The organism is Aureicoccus marinus, from assembly GCF_002954325.1.
Classification (GTDB): Bacteria; Bacteroidota; Bacteroidia; order Flavobacteriales; family Flavobacteriaceae; genus Aureicoccus; species Aureicoccus marinus.
This window is the reverse complement of the sequence record NZ_MQVX01000001.1, coordinates 1,411,098-1,428,994: the sequence shown is the minus strand read 5'-3', so window position 1 is coordinate 1,428,994 and position 17,897 is coordinate 1,411,098. Positions and strand designations below refer to the sequence as shown.

Below are 17,897 nucleotides of genomic sequence, written 5' to 3'. Positions count from 1 at the left end.
CCGCCAACAAACACAAGAGAAGATGAGAAAATTAGGTCTCATTTTCGTTTTGTTTTTTGCGGTCGCCGCTTGCAAAACGAATCCCTTCACCGGGAAGAAAACACTCAACTTTTATCCCAATAGCCAAATATTTCCGATGGCTTTTGCCCAGTATGACCAATTTCTTGGCGCAAACAAGGTCATTAAGCAGGGGGCTGAAGCCGAAACCATCAAGCGGGTGGGTCAACGTATTGCTTCTGCGGCAGAACGTTGGTTAAACGCGAATGGTTACCCGGGATATCTCAAGGATTACCAATGGGAATACAACTTGGTCCAGGACAAGACGGTGAATGCCTGGTGTATGCCAGGGGGAAAGATCGTATTTTACACGGGTATCCTGCCGATTACTCAAACCGAGACAGGTATTGCCGTTGTGATGGGGCACGAAGTGGCTCACGCGCTGGCAGATCACGGAGCTCAGCGTATGAGCGCAGGTATGGTGCAGCAAATAGGGGCGGTAGCCGGAAATGTTGCGATAACGGATCCTCAAAAAAGAAATACCTTCAATCAAGCCTATGGTATCGGCTCTACCGTTTTAGGAGTTCTTCCTTTCAGTCGAAGCCACGAGACCGAAGCCGATCGCATTGGTTTACAAATTATGGCTATTGCGGGTTATAATCCAGACGAGGCAGCAGAGCTGTGGAAACGGATGAAGGCCAATAGTGGAGGTAACGCACCACCAGAATTTTTGAGTACTCACCCTTCCAATGATACCCGTATCGCTAATCTAGCCGCCTGGGCTCCTGAAGCCAAGGCAGAGGCAGCCAAGTTTGGAATAACCTCTTTCCGGTGAGTGTACTCGTTCTTAAAGGGTCCAAAAAATTACTGAACGCCTGGGCATTCTACGACTGGGCGAATTCCGTATACAGTCTGGTCATCTCATCGGCCATTTTCCCCATTTACTACGGGGCCTTATTTCGCATGGCCGAGGTTGAACAAGTTGAACTTTTTGGCTATGCCATCGAGCGCGCACCGCTGATTTCTTACGTCACCTCCTTGGCTTTTGTTTTTATTGCCATCATTACGCCTATTGTATCTGGAATAGCAGATTATATCGGAAATAAGCGGCTTTTTCTCAAGTTCTTCTGCTATATGGGAGGACTTTCATGCATCGGTCTGTACTGGTTTACTCTCGAGAACATATACCTAAGCTTACTGCTCTACCTTCTCGGTTTGGTGGGCTTTTGGGTCAGTTTTGCGATCAACAATTCCTATTTGCCGGATATCGCTTATCCTGAACAACAGGACCGGGTAAGCGCCTTGGGCTTTTCATTGGGGTATATCGGTAGTGTTTTGCTTTTGGTCTTGAACCTGGCCATGGTGATGGAGCCCGCCTTCTTTGGGATCACAGACACCGAGAGCGATCCTGCGGCTATGAAGGCCATGCGCTACTCTTTTGTAACTGTGGGGATCTGGTGGATGTTGTTCAGTCAGATTACCTTCTTTTACCTGCCAAAGGTTTCAAGAAGGAAGGGGAGCGAAAGAATGTTATCATGAACGGTTTTACTGAGCTCAGAAAGGTTTGGAAGGAACTTCAGGGCCAAGTCCGTTTGAAGAGGTACTTGGGGGCCTTTTTTGTCTACAGTATGGCGGTGCAAACCATTATGTTGATCGCGACTTATTTTGGGGAACAAGAAATTGATTGGGGTTCAGATGACAAACGTACCATGGGGTTGATCATTAGTATTCTCGTTATCCAAATCGTGGCCATCCTTGGAGCCACACTGACGGCACGAACTTCTAACAGAAACGGCAATATCCGCACCCTCATCGTCGTCAATTTTATTTGGATGGCCCTCTGCGTCTACGCCTATTTTTTACAGACCCCTATGGACTTTTATATCGCTGCTGGTTTGGTGGGGATGGTGATGGGAGGAATACAGGCCTTATCGAGATCTACCTATTCCAAGTTTATGCCTCCAACAGAAGATTCGGCTTCTTACTTTAGTTTTTATGATGTGGCCGAAAAGATTGGTATCATCATCGGTACCTTCCTGTATGGTTTGGTCGCACAGCTAACCGGAAGCATGCGCAATGCCGCTATCTTTCTCGGTGTCTTCTTTTTGGTTGGAGCCTTTTTACTCATGCGGGTTCCTAAAAAAGAAAGCCCCCGTTCTGACGAACAAGGGCTTGCCTGATGTTTATTTAGGTTGATTGCTATCGGTAGCCGGAGACATCTCCTGAGCCCGATACTTTGCTGTCGACCTTTGCTGGATTTCCTTTGTAACGTACGTCACCTGATCCCGATACTCGAGCGGTGAGCTTTTCGGTAGCGTATACCCGAACATCAGCGGAACCAGAGACCTGTGCGGTAACATAAGCCGCCTTTAGGTCGTAGGCCTTGATATCACCTGATCCTGAAATAGTAGCGGTAAAATCCTTTGCATTTCCGCTCAAGTTGATATCTCCTGAACCTGCCAAAGTCGCTTTGACGTTGTCTGCATCGACATCCAATGTGATATCACCAGAACCTGACATAGTGGTCTTGAAGGTGTCTGACTTCAGGGTGGTGCGTCCAACGATATCACCCGATCCTGACATGGTAACCCCACTGATTTCTTTGACGGGGACCGTGATTTGAATTCCCTTGTTCCAATCAGAAGGCTTCAGGTTTACTCCTTTTTTCACCTTTACGGTCAGTTTGCCGTCTTTGACTTCTGTTTTGATGTACTCCAACAAGTTGGATTCTCCTTCCAGGGTGATGGTTCCTTCTTTCCCTGCGACGATGTCGAGGTCAAACCATCCGGCCATGGCCACGTGATCGTAATCTCCAACATTTCTCTCAACGGTGGTATAGTTTCCGTTTCCTCTAATTTTCTTTCCCCATTGGGCTTGAACTCCCAGGGACATGCACATAACTAATGCAATTAATACACTCTTTTTCATCCTTATTGTGGTTATTAATTTTTGTAAAATGTTACTCCTCCGTATTCGCTATTGATGTAGACCTTGTTCCCCGAATTCGACTCTCCGCGGTAGCCTTTGTAGTAGCGTTCTGAAGATTTTTCCTTGGAAATGCTGATGTCAAAATCATCCTTCCCACTGACTCCGGCATACTCGGTAACAATTTCGAAGTCGAAGTTGTAGCCTGGATCGTATCCGATCTTAATGCCTGTGTACTCTGTTTTGATGCTGATGTTCCCCGCATCGGCTGCCATTTGGCCAATTTTTACCGATCCGTAGTCCGCTGAGATATCCACATTTCCGTGTACTTCTCTCAGCTTAACACCGATATAATCACCGTTACCGCTCAGGTTGTCAATACGTCCCACTTCAAGGGAACCGTAGTCGCTGGAGTATTCCAGGTTGCCAACCGTGTTGATTACGGATTTGGTGTAGTCTGCTCGTAGATTGATTGATTTGGCTTCCGTCACAGTAAACCCGCTGTAGTCTGCGTAGATGGTTGCCGAGTTGATGTAGTCAAAAGTGGTTCTGGAGGTGTAGTCAAAACGAATCTCGTTGTTGCGGCCTCTCAGTTCCCCGATTTCCATTTTACCGTAGTCACAGCTCAATTTAGCGTGCCCGTCTACACGGTCAAGGTAAATGCTGCCGTAGTCGTTGCTCAAGTCCACACTGTTTTTGCGTGGAAGCTTGATGGTGTAGTCAACTTGTACGTTAACGCGGTTGTTGTTGTTTCCCCAGCCCCAGCGATTTTTTTGACCGAATCGGGTGATTGCCGAAACCTTGTCGCTGCTGTTGCTGAAATCAACGGAGATTTCATTCAGTCTCTTCTGGACCTTCTCTTCGTTGTTTCCGTTCGTTTTGATGTGCACCTCAATCACAACGCGGTTTTCATTCCAGGAGGTGATGTTGAGGTTCCCATAGCTGTTGCGCACTTGCATCAGTGCTGTGGCGTTTACATCAAAGTCCTTTTTAATGGTCTTCTCTTTGGTGTATTTGCCTTTCCATTTACCTCCGTCAGCCAAAACCTCAGTGGGGGCGGCAAGGGTAAGTAGGAATACTAGACTAAATAGTAAAGTTCTCATCATTTAATGTTTTTGTAAGTTGATATTGTTCTATTTGTTCGATGACCTGTTGTACCAGATCGATTCGGGTTTGAAAGTTGATAATCATGGCCTGAAGAAGTAGTTTAGAGTTTCCTCCGTCGACCAATTCTTGTTGCAGTTTTCGGTAGTCAGCATCCAGGCGATTGAGTTGGATAAGAGTCGATTCGATCAACTCTTGGTTGTCTTCGCTCGCCATGCCCTGCATCGTTTCTACTTGTTGTTCCAACAAGCTGGCAAAATGGAAGTCGGTTTCCTGTACCTCCGGGGCAAATTCTACGATTTGCTCTTGAATAGGAGCTGGACCGCTTCCCCATTTAATTCCAAATCCGATGAGTAGGGCCAAGGAGGCGGCAACCGCTAGGGGCTTCCATCCTGTATTCTTGGACCACAAGGGCCGAACTCGGGGTTCTTCTTCCGCTTCTTCCTCTTCCTGCTTTTTGAGCTCTGCCGCGGCCATCAATCGGGCTTCAAACCGATTCAGGTGACCTTCCAGAGGCTCTTCTGTGTCCCACTGTCCTTGCAGGGGTTCAAACAGCTCTTTCCAGGTATCTTTCTCTTTCATAGCGTATGGGTTACTAACTTTTTTCTTAAACTTTCTTTGGCGCGTGAAATCGTGGTTCGGCAATTGGCGTAGCTTATTCCCAGTATCTCACTTACCTCTTCATAATCATAACCTTCAACAAGATGTAAGGTCAAAGAAATTCGGTAATTCTCTTTCAGACCTTTCATGGTCTCCATCACTTTTTGAGCCTTCAGTTCAGTTATACCACTTAGATCATCGGAGTATTCCTCATTGTCTTCGACCTTGTGCTTTACATCTTCCCAGTCTACGGCTGCTTGTTTTTGCAACCGTTTGTAATGGTAAATACTGTTGTTGATAACAATGCGCTTTAACCAGGCGCCAAAGGTGACTTCTCCTTTAAAAGTGTGCAGCTTCGTAAACGCGTTTAAAAACGACTCCTGCATCACATCCTCCGCTTCCGCAGTGTGCTTTACAATCCTGAGTGCGGTGTTGTACATGGCTTTGTAATAGCGTTTGTACACTTCCATTTGCGCTCTGGGATCTCCCTGGCGGCACTGCTGAATCAGTGCATCAGTATTTCCATTTGGTTGGCTCAAAAAGGATGTTGTTTGTCTTATAGAGTATCCAAGTTAGGGATTGTTACAGTTAATTGTGATTTGCTTGTATTTTGCTGGCATAACAATTGTAAATAGGTAGGTATAGAAAAGTCACCCCACTGTAAAAACCCTTGTATTTAGAGGGTTTAGCGGGACTCGATGCAGAGAGAGCAGGAGGGAGAAAGAAAAAGTGGGTGACAGAATGACTGATATCCGACACATGAAATATATTGATTTCGCCAATTTTGACAGTTTGAACTTCCAGGGAATCGACCAGGATGCCGAACTTATTCCACTGCTTACTCCGGAGGATGAGCAGGAGATGAATAATGAGGTAATCCCGGAGACCCTGCCTATTTTGCCCTTGCGAAATACCGTTCTCTTTCCGGGGGTTGTCATTCCGATCACGGCCGGACGGGACAAATCCATTCACCTTATTAAGGATGCCAACAACGGCAGTAAGACCATAGGAGTCGTTGCCCAGAATGACGAGTCGGTAGAAAATCCTGGGGCGGGCGATATCCATAGTTTGGGCACTGTGGCCCGTATTCTGCGGGTATTGCAAATGCCTGATGGCAATACAACGGTGATCATCCAAGGGAAAAAGCGTTTCGAAATTGCCGAAATGCTGACGGAGGAGCCCTATATGACCGCTCGGGTTCAAGAAACTGCTGAGGTGCGTCCGGAACAGGGAGACCAGGAGTTTTTGGCCATTATTGATTCGATTAAGGAATTGGCGCAAAAGATTATCAAGGACAATCCAAATATTCCTAGCGAAGCCACCTTTGCCATTCAGAATATTCAGAGCAACTCTTTTCTGATCAACTTTGTTTCTTCCAACCTGCCTTTAACGGTGGTGGAGAAGCAGAAGCTTCTTGAGATTTCTGATTTACAAGAGAGAGCTTTGGCGACCTTGAAGTACATGAATATGGAGTTGCAAAAACTGGAACTCAAAAACGATATTCAGTCCAAAGTTCGCCATGATATGGATCAGCAGCAGCGGGAATACTTCCTTCATCAGCAGATGAAGACCATTCAAGAGGAACTCGGTGGCTTGTCCTATGAAGAGGAGGTCGATGAGTTGAGGGAAAGAGCAGAGGGTAAAAAATGGTCGGATGCGGTCGCTGAACACTTCGATAAGGAACTCTCCAAGATGCAACGCATGAATCCTCAGGTCGCGGAATACTCCATTCAGAGAAACTACCTCGATTTGTTTTTGGAATTGCCCTGGGATGAGTTTTCTAAAGACCGCTTTGATCTGAAGAAAGCACAAAAGATCTTGGATCGGGATCACCATGGTTTGGAAGAAGTCAAGAAGCGCATCATAGAATACCTGGCGGTACTCAAGTTGCGAAACGATATGAAATCTCCCATCCTTTGTCTTTATGGACCTCCTGGAGTAGGAAAGACCTCATTGGGTAAATCGATAGCAGAGGCTTTGGGACGGGAATACGTTCGTATGTCTTTGGGAGGATTGCGTGATGAAGCAGAAATCCGAGGGCACCGGAAGACCTACATAGGGGCAATGCCAGGCCGAATTTTACAAAGCATAAAGAAAGCAGGCACCTCCAATCCGGTATTTATACTGGACGAAATTGACAAATTGAGCAGCAGCTACCAAGGCGATCCCTCTTCGGCCTTGTTGGAAGTATTGGATCCAGAGCAAAATGCAGAGTTCTACGATAACTTCCTCGAAATGGGGTACGATCTGTCTAAAGTGATGTTTGTGGCCACTGCGAACAATTTAGGGACGATTCAACCGGCCCTGCGGGATCGTATGGAGATCATCAATGTCAGCGGATACACCACCGAAGAAAAAGTGGAGATCGCACGCAAGCACTTAATCCCGAAGCAGCTCAAAGAGCACGGGCTTCCCAAGAATGCCATTCGTCTGGGTAAGCGTGAAATCGAAAAGGTTATTGAGGGCTATACCCGCGAATCGGGAGTGCGCGGTTTAGAAAAGAAAATTGCCAAGCTCATTCGCTATATCGCCAAGTCCATCGCAATGGAGGAGGCCTACAGTCCGAAGATTACAACCGAAGATGTCGAAACGATATTGGGGCCAGCACGGCTAGAGAGAGATAAGTACGAGAATAACGAAGTTGCTGGGGTAGTGACTGGATTGGCCTGGACCAGTGTAGGAGGCGATATCCTCTTTATTGAATCCATCCTATCTAAAGGAAAAGGACAGCTCAGTATTACCGGGAATCTTGGGAAGGTGATGAAAGAATCAGCAACCATTGCTATGGAGTACATCAAAAGCAATGCGGAGGATTTTGGTATTGACCCGGAAGTATTTAATGGTTATAACGTACACATTCACGTCCCTGAAGGGGCAACACCAAAAGACGGGCCGAGTGCCGGTATTACCATGTTGACTTCCTTGGTTTCTGTCTTTACCCAAAAGAGGGTGAAGAAGAACCTGGCCATGACTGGCGAAATTACGTTAAGAGGGAAGGTGTTGCCTGTTGGCGGAATTAAGGAGAAAATACTGGCCGCCAAACGTGCTAAAATCAAAGAAATCATTCTTTGCGAAGATAACCGCAAAGACATTGAAGAGATCAAGGCGGATTACCTCAAAGGCCTGCAATTTCATTACGTAACGGATATGAGCCAAGTGATTCAATTGGCTATTACCGAAAAAAAGGTGAAAGGCGCCAAGAAACTCTGATTATCTTTGGGCATGACCAAAATCAACATAGCCATAGATGGGTACTCTTCCACCGGCAAAAGCACTGTTGCTCGGCGCCTGGCAAAAGAGCTGGGATACCTGTATGTCGATACTGGTGCCATGTACAGAGCAGTAGCTCTGTTTGCTCTTCGCAATAATTTGTTAGATGAAGAGGGGGAGCTCGATGGTCCCGCTTTGGTCGACGCTTTACCACAAATCAGTCTTCGTTTTGTACCCTCTGATAAGCCTGGGGTTTTTGAAATTGCCTTAAATGGTGAATCCGTTGAGCAGCACATACGCAATCTGGAAGTTTCTTCCATTGTTAGTCCGGTGGCCGCTATCGGAGAAGTTCGGGAGCTTTTGGTTCGCCAACAGCAGCAGATGGGGGTCGAAAAAGGCGTAGTAATGGATGGCCGGGATATCGGTACCGTTGTGTTTCCGGATGCCGAACTCAAGATTTTTATGACGGCTTCTGCCGAAAAACGTACGAGGAGACGCTTAGAAGAATTACAAGGGAAGGGGCAGGAAGTAACTTACGAAGAGGTATACAATAATATAGTCGAAAGAGACCGTATCGATTCTTCCAGAGCCGTCGGGCCTTTGAGAAAAGCGGAAGATGCGTTGGCCTACGATAATGATAACCTCACCTTAGAAGAACAGTACCAGCTGATTTACCAGGAGGTGCTTCGCCGGACCGAGGTTGAAGTAAAATAAAAAAGCCGCTCAAATGAGCGGCTTTTCTTTTGTTAGAGAAGATTCTAGAATCCGTAGGTCAGACGAACAGAGAGAACAGTGATATTTCCGGCATCGTCACTTCCAGCAACATAGAAACCACCAGGGGCTATAGAAAAGTTGTCGCTTAGTTCGAAGTGGTAGAACGCTTCTGCATAGATACCATTGTAATCGGCATCGCTGTCTGCAGCCGTGGCATATCCCAAACCTAGAGATAGGTTTTGACCTTCTGATAGAGCATCTTCGAAAATAACATTACCATAAATTCTCCAGAAGAATTCACTTGAACCTCCGAAATCTTTGAATTCACTACTTGGGCTCAAGGAGAAACCTCCAACGGAAATTGCGAAATCGGTAGATTCTGAATCGGTTAAGGTGTAGTGGAGGTTACCACCAAAGGCCGCTCCAAAGCTATCCGAAAAGTCTTCGTCTCCAACGACGACACCCCCCCAGGCACTGGCACTAAATCCCTTGTTAGCAGATTGACCGTAGGCCAAAACTCCAACAAATAAAAAGCTAGCTAATAGAAATACTTTTTTCATATTCATGTATTTTCGGTTGAATCTACGAATATAATAAAAAAACATTGCTTTAATTACGAATATGAAATTCCTAAACAAAAAACAGCCGCCCATTGGTAGGGGCGGCTTATCTTCTTTAATCCGTTCAATGCGGCCTATTGTCTTTTCCCGCTCTTGCGGAAGGTCCTTCTTACAAGTTAGGAATAACCAATTCTTGGTCAGGATGGATCACATCCGGGTTGCTCAAAATTGAGGTGTTGGCTTCAAAAATTGCCTTGTATTTCATTGGGTCTCCGTAGTAGTGCTTGGCGATCAAACTCAAAGACTCGCCACTTTTAACCGTATGTCGGTGATAGACCGAGTCATCAGCAACAGTAATGTTGGCTTTGATATCTCCCGGTTGTTCTCCACCAATTTCTTTGATCTTATCCCAGATCAAGTTCTTTTCATAAGGTGTTTTGGCTTCACCTTTTACCTTTAACACTCCTCCGTTTTCAGAGACATCTCCATTTTGAATTCCCAAAGATTCTCCTAATGCAAGAACTGCTGAATATTTGTCTTTTGCACTCATCTAAATACGTTTAATGGTTAAAATTTGTTTAGGAAGTTACCTATTATTCCTGCAATAGAGACACCAAAAAGAAGGGGGGTCACATCATTTCGCCATAATTTTGGTAAGCGTTAGAAAAACAGTACTTTTGCAGACCTTTTTCTAGCAATTTACAGGAAGGAAAAAGGGATGAATGATGTAAAAAGGCTTCTGTCTGTGTAGCGCATTCCTGTAGGCAGGTAGAATACAAAGTTTTTCAGCAATGGCTGAGCAAAACCCTAAAGAGGAGCAAAACACTGCAGCTCCTGAAGCTACTCCGGAAACCACCGCAGTAGAAAGCAAAGAAGTAAAAACAGAAGAACCTCAAGTAGATCCTCAAGAGTTCTTGGACAATTTCGATTGGGACAAGTACGAAGAAGGAATCGAGCGTGTTGAAGATTCTAAACTCCAAGAGTTTGAAACTCTAGTGGAGGAGAACTTTGTCGATACGGCCGATGAAGAGGTTGTAGAAGGAAAGGTGATTCACATGACGGACCGCGAGGCCATCATTGATATCAATGCCAAGTCGGAGGGAGTTATTTCTCTGAATGAATTTCGTTACAACCCGGATTTGAAAGTTGGAGACAAGGTCGAGGTATTGATCGATATCCGTGAAGACAAGACGGGCCAGTTGGTTCTTTCGCACAGAAAAGCCCGTACGATCATGGCTTGGGACCGTGTTAACGACGCCCACGACAAAGAAGAAATCGTTCAAGGTTTCGTGAAGTGTCGTACCAAGGGTGGTATGATTGTCGATGTATTCGGAATCGAGGCGTTCTTGCCCGGTTCTCAGATCGATGTCAAGCCGATCCGTGATTACGATCAGTATGTCGGAAAGAATATGGAATTCAAGGTGGTAAAGATCAACCACGAATTCAAAAACGTTGTGGTTTCTCACAAAGCCCTTATCGAGGCCGATATCGAGGAGCAAAAGAAAGAAATCATCAGCCAGCTGGAAAAAGGACAGGTTCTGGAAGGTGTGGTCAAGAACATCACTTCTTACGGGGTCTTTATCGACTTGGGAGGTGTAGATGGTTTGATCCACATTACCGACCTTTCTTGGAGCCGTATCAACCACCCGAACGAAGTGGTCGAGCTGGATCAGAAACTCAATGTGGTTATTTTGGACTTCGACGACAACAAGTCCAGAATTCAGTTGGGCCTCAAGCAGCTTGAGAAGCACCCATGGGATGCTTTGGGCGATGAGTTCAAAGTTGGAGACAAAGTCAAAGGTAAAGTTGTTGTAATCGCCGATTACGGTGCCTTTATTGAAGTAGCTGACGGTGTTGAAGGATTGATCCACGTTTCAGAAATGAGCTGGTCTACGCACTTGCGTTCTGCTCAGGATTTTGTAAAAGTTGGAGATCAGGTTGAGGCCGTTGTCTTGACGTTGGATCGCGATGAGCGCAAAATGTCTCTTGGTATCAAGCAATTGACTCCGGACCCATGGACTGATATCACTTCTAAGTACCCTGTTGGATCTCGCCACAAAGGAGTGGTTCGCAATTACACCAACTTCGGCGTGTTCGTTGAGATGGAAGAGGGAATCGACGGTTTGATTTACATCTCTGATTTATCTTGGACTAAAAAGGTCAAGCACCCATCAGAATTTGTAAACGTAGGAGATGTTCTTGAAGTGGAAGTTCTTGAATTGGATGTCGATGGTCGCAAGCTGAGCTTGGGTCACAAACAGACACAAGAGAATCCATGGGATAAGTACGAAGATGAGTTCGCTGAAGGGACAGTACACAAGGCGGCGATAGACGAGATCGTTGACAAAGGTGCTACGGTTAGGTTCAATGAGGATATCGTTGGATTTGTACCTTCTCGTCACATGGAAAAAGAAGATGGTAAGAAACTTGCTAAAGGAGAAGAAACGGAATTCAAGATCATTGAGTTCAATAAAGACTTCAAACGAGTTGTTGCCAGTCACACGGCTATTTTCCGTGAGCAAGAAGAACGCAATGTGAAGACGCAGCGCCGCAAAGCAGCTGCTCAACACGAAGAGAAGAAGACGACCTTCGGAGATGCTAACGCTCAGTTGCAGGCTCTGAAAGACAAAATGGAAGCGGATTCCAAAAAGTAATCTTCCTTCGAGATAGAAGTGAAACCCCCGGTTGCATTTGCAGCCGGGGTTTTTTGTTTCTAAACGCTATTTAGAATTGCGTACTTTTGTCCAAATTTGAGAATGAGGTCTATGCGTCCGAAGCTACTCTTAAACGCCAAAGAAATCGACATTTTGCTTCATCGATTGGCTTGCCAGCTTTTGGAAAACCACTTGGATTTTAGCGAGAGTGTTTTGATCGGTTTACAGCCGAGAGGAATCTATTTGGCACAACGTCTCCAACAAATTTTAGTCGATGAATACAAGGTAGAAAATGTGCCCCTGGGTGCCTTGGATATCACCTTTTATAGAGACGATTTTAGGAGAGGAGATAAGCCCCTTGTGGCCAACCAAACCCAAATTGATTTTCTGGTAGAAGACAAGCGCGTGGTCTTCATTGACGACGTCCTTTATACCGGTCGAAGTATCCGTGCAGCACTGACGGCTATACAGTCTTTTGGCCGGCCTACAACAGTAGAATTACTCACCCTGATCGATCGTCGATTCAGCCGACATTTGCCCATCCAACCGACCTATCGGGGACGGCAAGTCGATGCGATAAATCGCGAAAGAGTCGAGGTGAAATGGAAAGAAAAGGACGGAAAAGACGCCGTTTATGTGGTGGAATCGCAGACGTAGACATTGTAAAAGTTATGAGTGAATTAAGCACACGTCATTTACTGGGTATTAAAGACTTAACAGCTCAGGATATCCACCTAATTTTTGATACTGCGGACAACTTTAAGGAGGTGATTAACCGCCCGATCAAAAAAGTTCCTTCCCTAAGAGACATCACCATTGCCAATATCTTTTTTGAGAACAGTACTCGGACCAAACTTTCCTTTGAGTTGGCACAAAAAAGACTCTCAGCTGACGTGATTAATTTCTCTGCTTCCCAGTCTTCTGTCAAGAAAGGAGAAACCCTCTTAGACACGGTCAACAACATCCTCTCGATGAAGGTTGACATGGTGGTCATGCGACACCCTAACCCGGGTGCACCGCACTTCTTATCGAAGCATGTTGACGTGAGTATTGTGAATGCCGGAGATGGGGCTCATGAGCATCCGACGCAAGCACTTCTAGACACCTATTCCATTCGAGAAAAATTTGGAAAGGTCGAGGGAAGAAAAGTGGTAATCGTCGGAGATATTTTACACTCCCGAGTCGCTCTGTCCAACATCTTTGCCTTGCAGCGATTGGGAGCCGAAGTCAAGGTATGCGGCCCTTTAAGTTTAATGCCAAAACACTTGGGTGATTTAGGAGTTGAAGTCGAGACCGATTTGCGCAAAGCTTTGGATTGGTGTGAGGTCGCCAATATGCTTCGGGTGCAGAATGAACGACTAGACCGAAGTTACTTTCCATCCACCAGAGAATACGCTCAGCAATTTGGACTAACGGGGGAATTGCTCCGAGAAATGGACAAGGAATTGGTGATCATGCACCCGGGACCCATTAACCGCGGGGTAGAGATCAGCAGTGAAGTGGCTGATTCTGATCAAAGTATTATCTTGGATCAGGTCGAAAATGGAGTGGCAGTTCGAATGGCCGTCATCTACCTCTTGGCCTCGAAAATCAAGAAATAACGTCTATGGCTTGGGAAATTGAAGAAAGCGTTGCTCTGCTCTTACCGGACTCCGCTGAATTTGAGCTGGTTCAAAGCGAACTCCAACAGAAAAAGGAAGAATGGACTAAAAAGCACCTGATCTTAAACTTGTTGGGTAAAGAGTGTAGTCTGGAAAACCTGGAAGCCTATGCTGAAATCATCGAAGCCCACCGGGAAGCTGGCCATTCCTTTGTCTTGGTTCACGATCAATACACCTACGATGATTTGCCAGAGACCCTTCCTGTGGTGCCTACAGTGCAAGAGGCCCATGACCTAATTGAAATGGAGGATATCGAAAGAGATCTGGGATTCTAATGAGACTCACTATTCTCGGCTGTTATTCTGCTACACCGCGTACCATGACCAATCCCAGTGCACAGGTACTGGAAATGCGAGGCCATCTTTTTTTGATTGATTGTGGCGAGGGAACCCAAGTAGAGCTCCGTCGCAACAAAATCAAATTCAGCCGAATCAACCACATTTTTATTTCTCATTTGCACGGAGATCATTTTTTCGGCTTGCCTGGCCTGGTGAGTACTTTTCGTTTACTGGGAAGAGAAAATCCATTGCATATTCACGGCCCCAAAGGCATCAAGGAGGCCATAACCCTCTTGTTAAAGCTGGGGGACTCTTGGACGAACTATCCTTTGCATTTCCATGAGCTCACCTCCAAAGATCCCGAAACTCTTCTGAAGCTCCCCGAATTAGAAGTAAGCACTTTGCCGCTGGATCATCGTATATACACCAATGGTTTTCTATTCAAAGAAAAACCCAAGGAGCGGAGTCTTGATGTCGAAGCGGCCAGGGCCAGAGGCATAGACCGGGCCTATTTTCGAAAGCTCAAACAAGGGCTAAATGTTCCTGACAGGGAGGGCAAGGAGGTAGATCACCGAGAGGTTACTCTGGATCCGCCACCGACCAAGAGTTATGCCTATTGCAGTGATACCGCTTATATGGAGGCCCTTATTCCTCAGATTAAAGGAGTGGATGTTCTTTACCACGAATCTACCTTTTTGAAAAGTGAGGAGCATCTCTGTGAACCAACAAAACACTCCAGTGCTCGACAAGCGGCATCGATTGCTAAAGCAGCCGAGGTGAATCATTTGATTCTGGGGCATTATTCCACCCGATACAAGAGTTTGGAATTGTTTCAAGAAGAGGCTTCTGAGTACTTTGGGCAAACGCATTTGGCTGAAGACGGAAAGGTGTTTGACTTTTGAGTTTCCCCTCTTTTTTCGCGATCTTTATAGACAAATTGACCCATGCAAAAAGATCTCGGAAATTACCGCAAGTCTTACGAGAAAAAGGCTCTTCTTGAATCGGAAGTTGGTGATAATCCTATGGCCCTGTTTCAGCAGTGGTTTCATGAAGTAGAAGCTTCTGAAAGCACCGATGAACCCAACGCCATGTCCCTTTCCACTTTAGGGGAGGATGGCTTTCCGAAAACCCGGGTTGTACTACTAAAACGATTCAACGCGGAAGGCTTTGTCTTCTTTTCGAATTACCAAAGTGAAAAGGGAAAGTCCATAGCGGCGCATCCCGAAGTTTGTTTGTCTTTTTTCTGGCCTGTTTTAGAGCGACAGGTGATCATCAAGGGCAAAGCCGAGCAATTGGCTGTAAACCTCTCGGAGGGCTATTTTGAATCCCGTCCGCGTGGGAGTCAGTTAGGCGCCTGGGCATCGGATCAATCCCAAGCGGTTCCTTCACGGGAATTTCTGGAAGAAAGACTTCAGCAATTTGAACAAGAATACGAAGGGCAGGAGGTGCCTAAACCCCCTCATTGGGGAGGTTACCTCGTCCGGCCTGTTTCGATTGAATTTTGGCAGGGAAGACCCAACCGGCTTCACGATAGAATTCGGTTTCGTCTGGAAGAAAACTACGATTGGACGGTGGAGCGATTAGCTCCCTAAGTCTTTAATTAGCGATACGATGAAGAGATTGGTGTTTGTACGACACGGTAAATCCTCCTGGGAATACGAGGTAGGAGACAAGGACCGCCCTTTAAAAGAGAGGGGGGTACGCGACGCCTATTTGGTCGCCGACGCCTATAAACTTCATTATCCTGAGGATTGCCAGATGATCAGTAGTCCAGCGAACAGAGCCCTCCACACAGCAGTGATTTTTGGGCGTGTACTGAAATTTCCGGTGGAGCAATTGCAGATCAATAGTGCCTGTTATGATTTTTCCGGAGAAGAAGTCTTGCGACTGATCAAGCAACAAGCCGATGCTGTAAACAACCTTTTTATTTTTGGGCACAATTACGCCCTGACCTCTCTGGTAAACAGCCTGGGGGATCTCTACATCGAAAATGTGCCCACAGCGGGTCTGGTTGAGATTCAATTCGACATCTTGCAGTGGAATGCGATTTCCGAAGGAAAAACCGCTTTTCAATTATTCCCTAAACACCTAAAATAAACAAGAGCGCCAATGGCCCGTCCCAAGAACGACTACATCAATAGAGAAATAAGCTGGTTGCATTTTAACGACCGGGTTTTGCAGGAATGTGCAGATCCCAAAGTACCCCTGATTGAGCGCCTGCGCTTTCTGGGTATTTTCAGTAACAACCTGGACGAGTTTTTTAAGGTGCGCTATGCCACAGTAAAGCGTATTGTGGATGCCGGTAAATCCGGTAAGAGTGTTTTGGGAGGAGAAAAGGCCAAGGACCTTCTGGAAGAAATTACCACCAATGTGATCCAGCTTCAATCCAAAAGCTCGCAGATTCTCGGTGAGATTCAGGAGGAACTAAAGGAACAAGGCATCTATATTATTGATGAGACCCAAGTGGAATCTGATCAAGAAGATTTCATTCTGGAATACTTCTATGAAAAGGTCAATCCGGAGCTCATCACAATTATACTCAATAAGGATGTTGACTTTCCGCGATTAAAAGACACGGCGGCCTACCTGGCTGTACGATTGGTTCTAAAATCCAAGGATAAGAAGGAGGAGAGCAAGAACTTCCAATATGCCCTGATCGAAATACCCAGCAGTATTGATCGCTTTGTGGTCTTACCCGAAAAAGACGGTAAGCAACACATTATTATCCTCGACGATTTGATTCGCTTTTGTCTAGGCGAAATCTTCACCATGTTTGAGTATTCCGAGATTTCGGCACATATGATTAAGATCACCCGAGATGCGGAGCTCGATATTGATGAGGATTTGTCTAAGAGTTTTATCGAGAAGATTTCGAGTAGTGTGGCTCACCGAAAGATTTCGAATCCGGTGCGCTTTGTCTACGATAAGCGCATCAAGATTGATACCCTTCGCTTCTTGAAAGACAAGATGGATATCGAAGAGACCGATAGTGTAATTCCCGGAGGCCGCTACCACAACCGACGTGATTATATGGGCTTTCCGCATTTGGGTCGTACTGACCTCCAATACGGGAAGATTGAACCCCTGCCCATCAAAGGCTTTGATTTGAAGAAGAGCTTGTTCGCTCAGGTGGCCAAAAGAGACTACCTCCAGTATGTGCCCTACCACACTTACGCCTACACCGTTAACTTCTTAAAAGAGGCTGCGCTGGATCCCAAGGTGACCGAAATTAAGATTACCGTTTACCGACTGGCCAAGAATTCACAAATCGCGGCGGCCTTGATTAACGCGGCCAAGAACGGAAAGAAGGTCACAGTACAAATTGAACTGCAAGCCCGTTTTGACGAACGTGCGAATATCAAATACGCCAACCAGTTTAAGGAGGAGGGGATTCGCTTGATTTTCGGGGTTCCCGGATTGAAGGTGCACAGCAAGATTTGCTTGGTTGAGCGTGAAGAAACTCCGGGCCAGATCAGCCGCTATGGATTTATCAGCACAGGGAACTTCAACGAAAAAACAGCCCGTATCTACACGGATTATACCCTGTTTACGGCCCATGAAGAAATTCTAAGAGAGCTCGACAAGGTCTTTGACTTTTTTGAGACCAGTTATAAGATCAATAAGTACCGACACTTAATCGTTTCGCCTCACTATACCAAGAATGCATTCTTGCGTTTGATCGATAACGAAATTGCCCTGGCGCAAGAAGGAAAGGAAGCTTCGGTCAAACTCAAGATGAACAGCCTGACTTCTTATAAAATGGTCGATAAGCTGTATGAAGCGAGCCGCGCAGGAGTAAAGGTTCAGCTGATTGTCAGAGGAATTTGCTGCCTTGTTCCGGGAGTGAAGGGGATGAGTGAGAACATCGAAGCCATATCGGTGGTCGATAAGTTCTTGGAGCACCCGCGTTTGTTCATCTTTGGCAACGGTGGAGATACCCGTATGTATCTTTCTTCGGCGGATTGGATGACGCGTAATCTGGACAATAGGGTTGAGGTCGGTTGTCCGATCTACGATCCTGAAGTGCAGCAGGAACTTCTAGAGACCTTTGAGATCTGCTGGCGAGATAACGTGAAGGCCCGGATTTTCTCCGAAAAACACGACAACGCCTACCGCAAAACCGGAAAACCAGAGGTGCGGTCCCAATTCGCGACTTACGCTTATTACCAGAATAAATTAGAGGGTTAGCAAAAG

17 protein-coding genes and 1 pseudogene are annotated in these 17,897 nt (G+C 46.0%); 12 read left to right on the top strand and 6 right to left on the bottom strand.

Annotated features, from left to right (window positions below; translation table 11 throughout):
• Positions 1–22: 22 nt before the first annotated feature.
• Both BST99_RS06595 and BST99_RS06590 read left to right on the top strand, forming a co-directional pair.
• A complete protein-coding gene (locus BST99_RS06595; protein WP_105001098.1) occupies positions 23–832 on the top strand; it encodes a M48 family metallopeptidase in 810 nt (269 codons plus the stop codon).
• Positions 829–2,177, top strand: a pseudogene (locus BST99_RS06590) (MFS transporter). The gene BST99_RS06595 and the pseudogene BST99_RS06590 overlap by 4 nt, the downstream one beginning before the upstream one ends.
• 19 nt (positions 2,178–2,196) lie before the next feature.
• On the opposite strand, the gene BST99_RS06585 reads toward BST99_RS06590, so the two are convergent.
• From BST99_RS06585 to BST99_RS06570, 4 genes are read right to left on the bottom strand one after another with little or no spacing between them, the layout of a single operon-like run.
• On the bottom strand, positions 2,197–2,925 hold the full coding sequence (locus tag BST99_RS06585; protein ID WP_105001097.1) for a head GIN domain-containing protein: 729 nt from the start codon (positions 2,923–2,925) through the stop codon (positions 2,197–2,199).
• Between the two features lie 14 nt (positions 2,926–2,939).
• Positions 2,940–4,028 carry a DUF4097 family beta strand repeat-containing protein gene (locus tag BST99_RS06580; RefSeq protein WP_105001096.1) on the bottom strand — a complete coding sequence of 363 codons (1,089 nt, stop codon included), beginning with the start codon at positions 4,026–4,028 and terminating at the stop codon, positions 2,940–2,942.
• The gene (locus tag BST99_RS06575) at positions 4,006–4,608 is read right to left on the bottom strand and encodes a hypothetical protein (RefSeq protein ID WP_105001095.1); all 603 of its coding nucleotides are present in this window, start codon (positions 4,606–4,608) and stop codon (positions 4,006–4,008) included. Before BST99_RS06575 ends, BST99_RS06580 begins: the two co-directional genes overlap by 23 nt.
• Positions 4,605–5,165 (bottom strand): RNA polymerase sigma factor, encoded by a 561-nt coding sequence (locus BST99_RS06570; protein ID WP_105001094.1) that lies wholly within the window; start codon positions 5,163–5,165, stop codon positions 4,605–4,607. Before BST99_RS06570 ends, BST99_RS06575 begins: the two co-directional genes overlap by 4 nt.
• A 220-nt stretch (positions 5,166–5,385) precedes the next feature.
• On the opposite strand from BST99_RS06570, the gene lon reads away from it, so the two are divergent.
• A complete protein-coding gene (gene lon / locus BST99_RS06565; RefSeq protein ID WP_105001093.1) occupies positions 5,386–7,836 on the top strand; it encodes an endopeptidase La in 2,451 nt (816 codons plus the stop codon).
• A gap of 12 nt (positions 7,837–7,848) precedes the next feature.
• Complete coding sequence (gene cmk, locus BST99_RS06560; RefSeq protein WP_105001092.1) at positions 7,849–8,550, top strand: (d)CMP kinase; 702 nt, start codon at positions 7,849–7,851, stop codon at positions 8,548–8,550.
• A gap of 44 nt (positions 8,551–8,594) precedes the next feature.
• On the opposite strand, the gene BST99_RS06555 is transcribed toward cmk, so the two are convergent.
• The gene (locus BST99_RS06555; RefSeq protein ID WP_146106232.1) at positions 8,595–9,110 is read right to left on the bottom strand and encodes a carbohydrate porin; all 516 of its coding nucleotides are present in this window, start codon (positions 9,108–9,110) and stop codon (positions 8,595–8,597) included.
• 169 nt (positions 9,111–9,279) lie between these two features.
• Complete coding sequence (locus tag BST99_RS06550; RefSeq protein ID WP_105001090.1) at positions 9,280–9,660, bottom strand: LysM peptidoglycan-binding domain-containing protein; 381 nt, start codon at positions 9,658–9,660, stop codon at positions 9,280–9,282.
• A 241-nt stretch (positions 9,661–9,901) separates the two neighbouring features.
• Here BST99_RS06550 and rpsA point away from each other — a divergent pair, with 241 nt between their 5' ends.
• From rpsA to ppk1, 8 genes are all read left to right on the top strand, one after another.
• Positions 9,902–11,764, top strand: a complete 1,863-nt coding sequence (rpsA, locus tag BST99_RS06545) for a 30S ribosomal protein S1 (RefSeq protein ID WP_105001089.1) — start codon at positions 9,902–9,904, stop codon at positions 11,762–11,764.
• Between the two features lie 111 nt (positions 11,765–11,875).
• Entirely contained in the window at positions 11,876–12,421 is a 546-nt protein-coding gene (gene pyrR / locus BST99_RS06540; protein ID WP_105001088.1) for a bifunctional pyr operon transcriptional regulator/uracil phosphoribosyltransferase PyrR, read from the top strand.
• 14 nt (positions 12,422–12,435) lie between these two features.
• Positions 12,436–13,365: an aspartate carbamoyltransferase catalytic subunit gene (locus BST99_RS06535; RefSeq protein WP_105001087.1), complete on the top strand. Its 930-nt coding sequence runs from the start codon at positions 12,436–12,438 to the stop codon at positions 13,363–13,365.
• Between the two features lie 5 nt (positions 13,366–13,370).
• Entirely contained in the window at positions 13,371–13,700 is a 330-nt protein-coding gene (locus tag BST99_RS06530) for a ribonuclease Z (RefSeq protein WP_105001086.1), read from the top strand.
• A complete protein-coding gene (locus BST99_RS06525) occupies positions 13,700–14,605 on the top strand; it encodes a ribonuclease Z (RefSeq protein WP_105001085.1) in 906 nt (301 codons plus the stop codon). Before BST99_RS06530 ends, BST99_RS06525 begins: the two co-directional genes overlap by 1 nt.
• 42 nt (positions 14,606–14,647) lie before the next feature.
• Positions 14,648–15,295, top strand: a complete 648-nt coding sequence (gene pdxH, locus BST99_RS06520) for a pyridoxamine 5'-phosphate oxidase (protein WP_105001084.1) — start codon at positions 14,648–14,650, stop codon at positions 15,293–15,295.
• 19 nt (positions 15,296–15,314) lie between these two features.
• Positions 15,315–15,800: a SixA phosphatase family protein gene (locus BST99_RS06515; protein ID WP_105001083.1), complete on the top strand. Its 486-nt coding sequence runs from the start codon at positions 15,315–15,317 to the stop codon at positions 15,798–15,800.
• A gap of 12 nt (positions 15,801–15,812) precedes the next feature.
• Positions 15,813–17,891, top strand: coding sequence for a polyphosphate kinase 1 (gene ppk1 / locus BST99_RS06510; protein WP_105001082.1), 2,079 nt, complete (start codon positions 15,813–15,815; stop codon positions 17,889–17,891).
• Positions 17,892–17,897 lie beyond the last annotated feature (6 nt).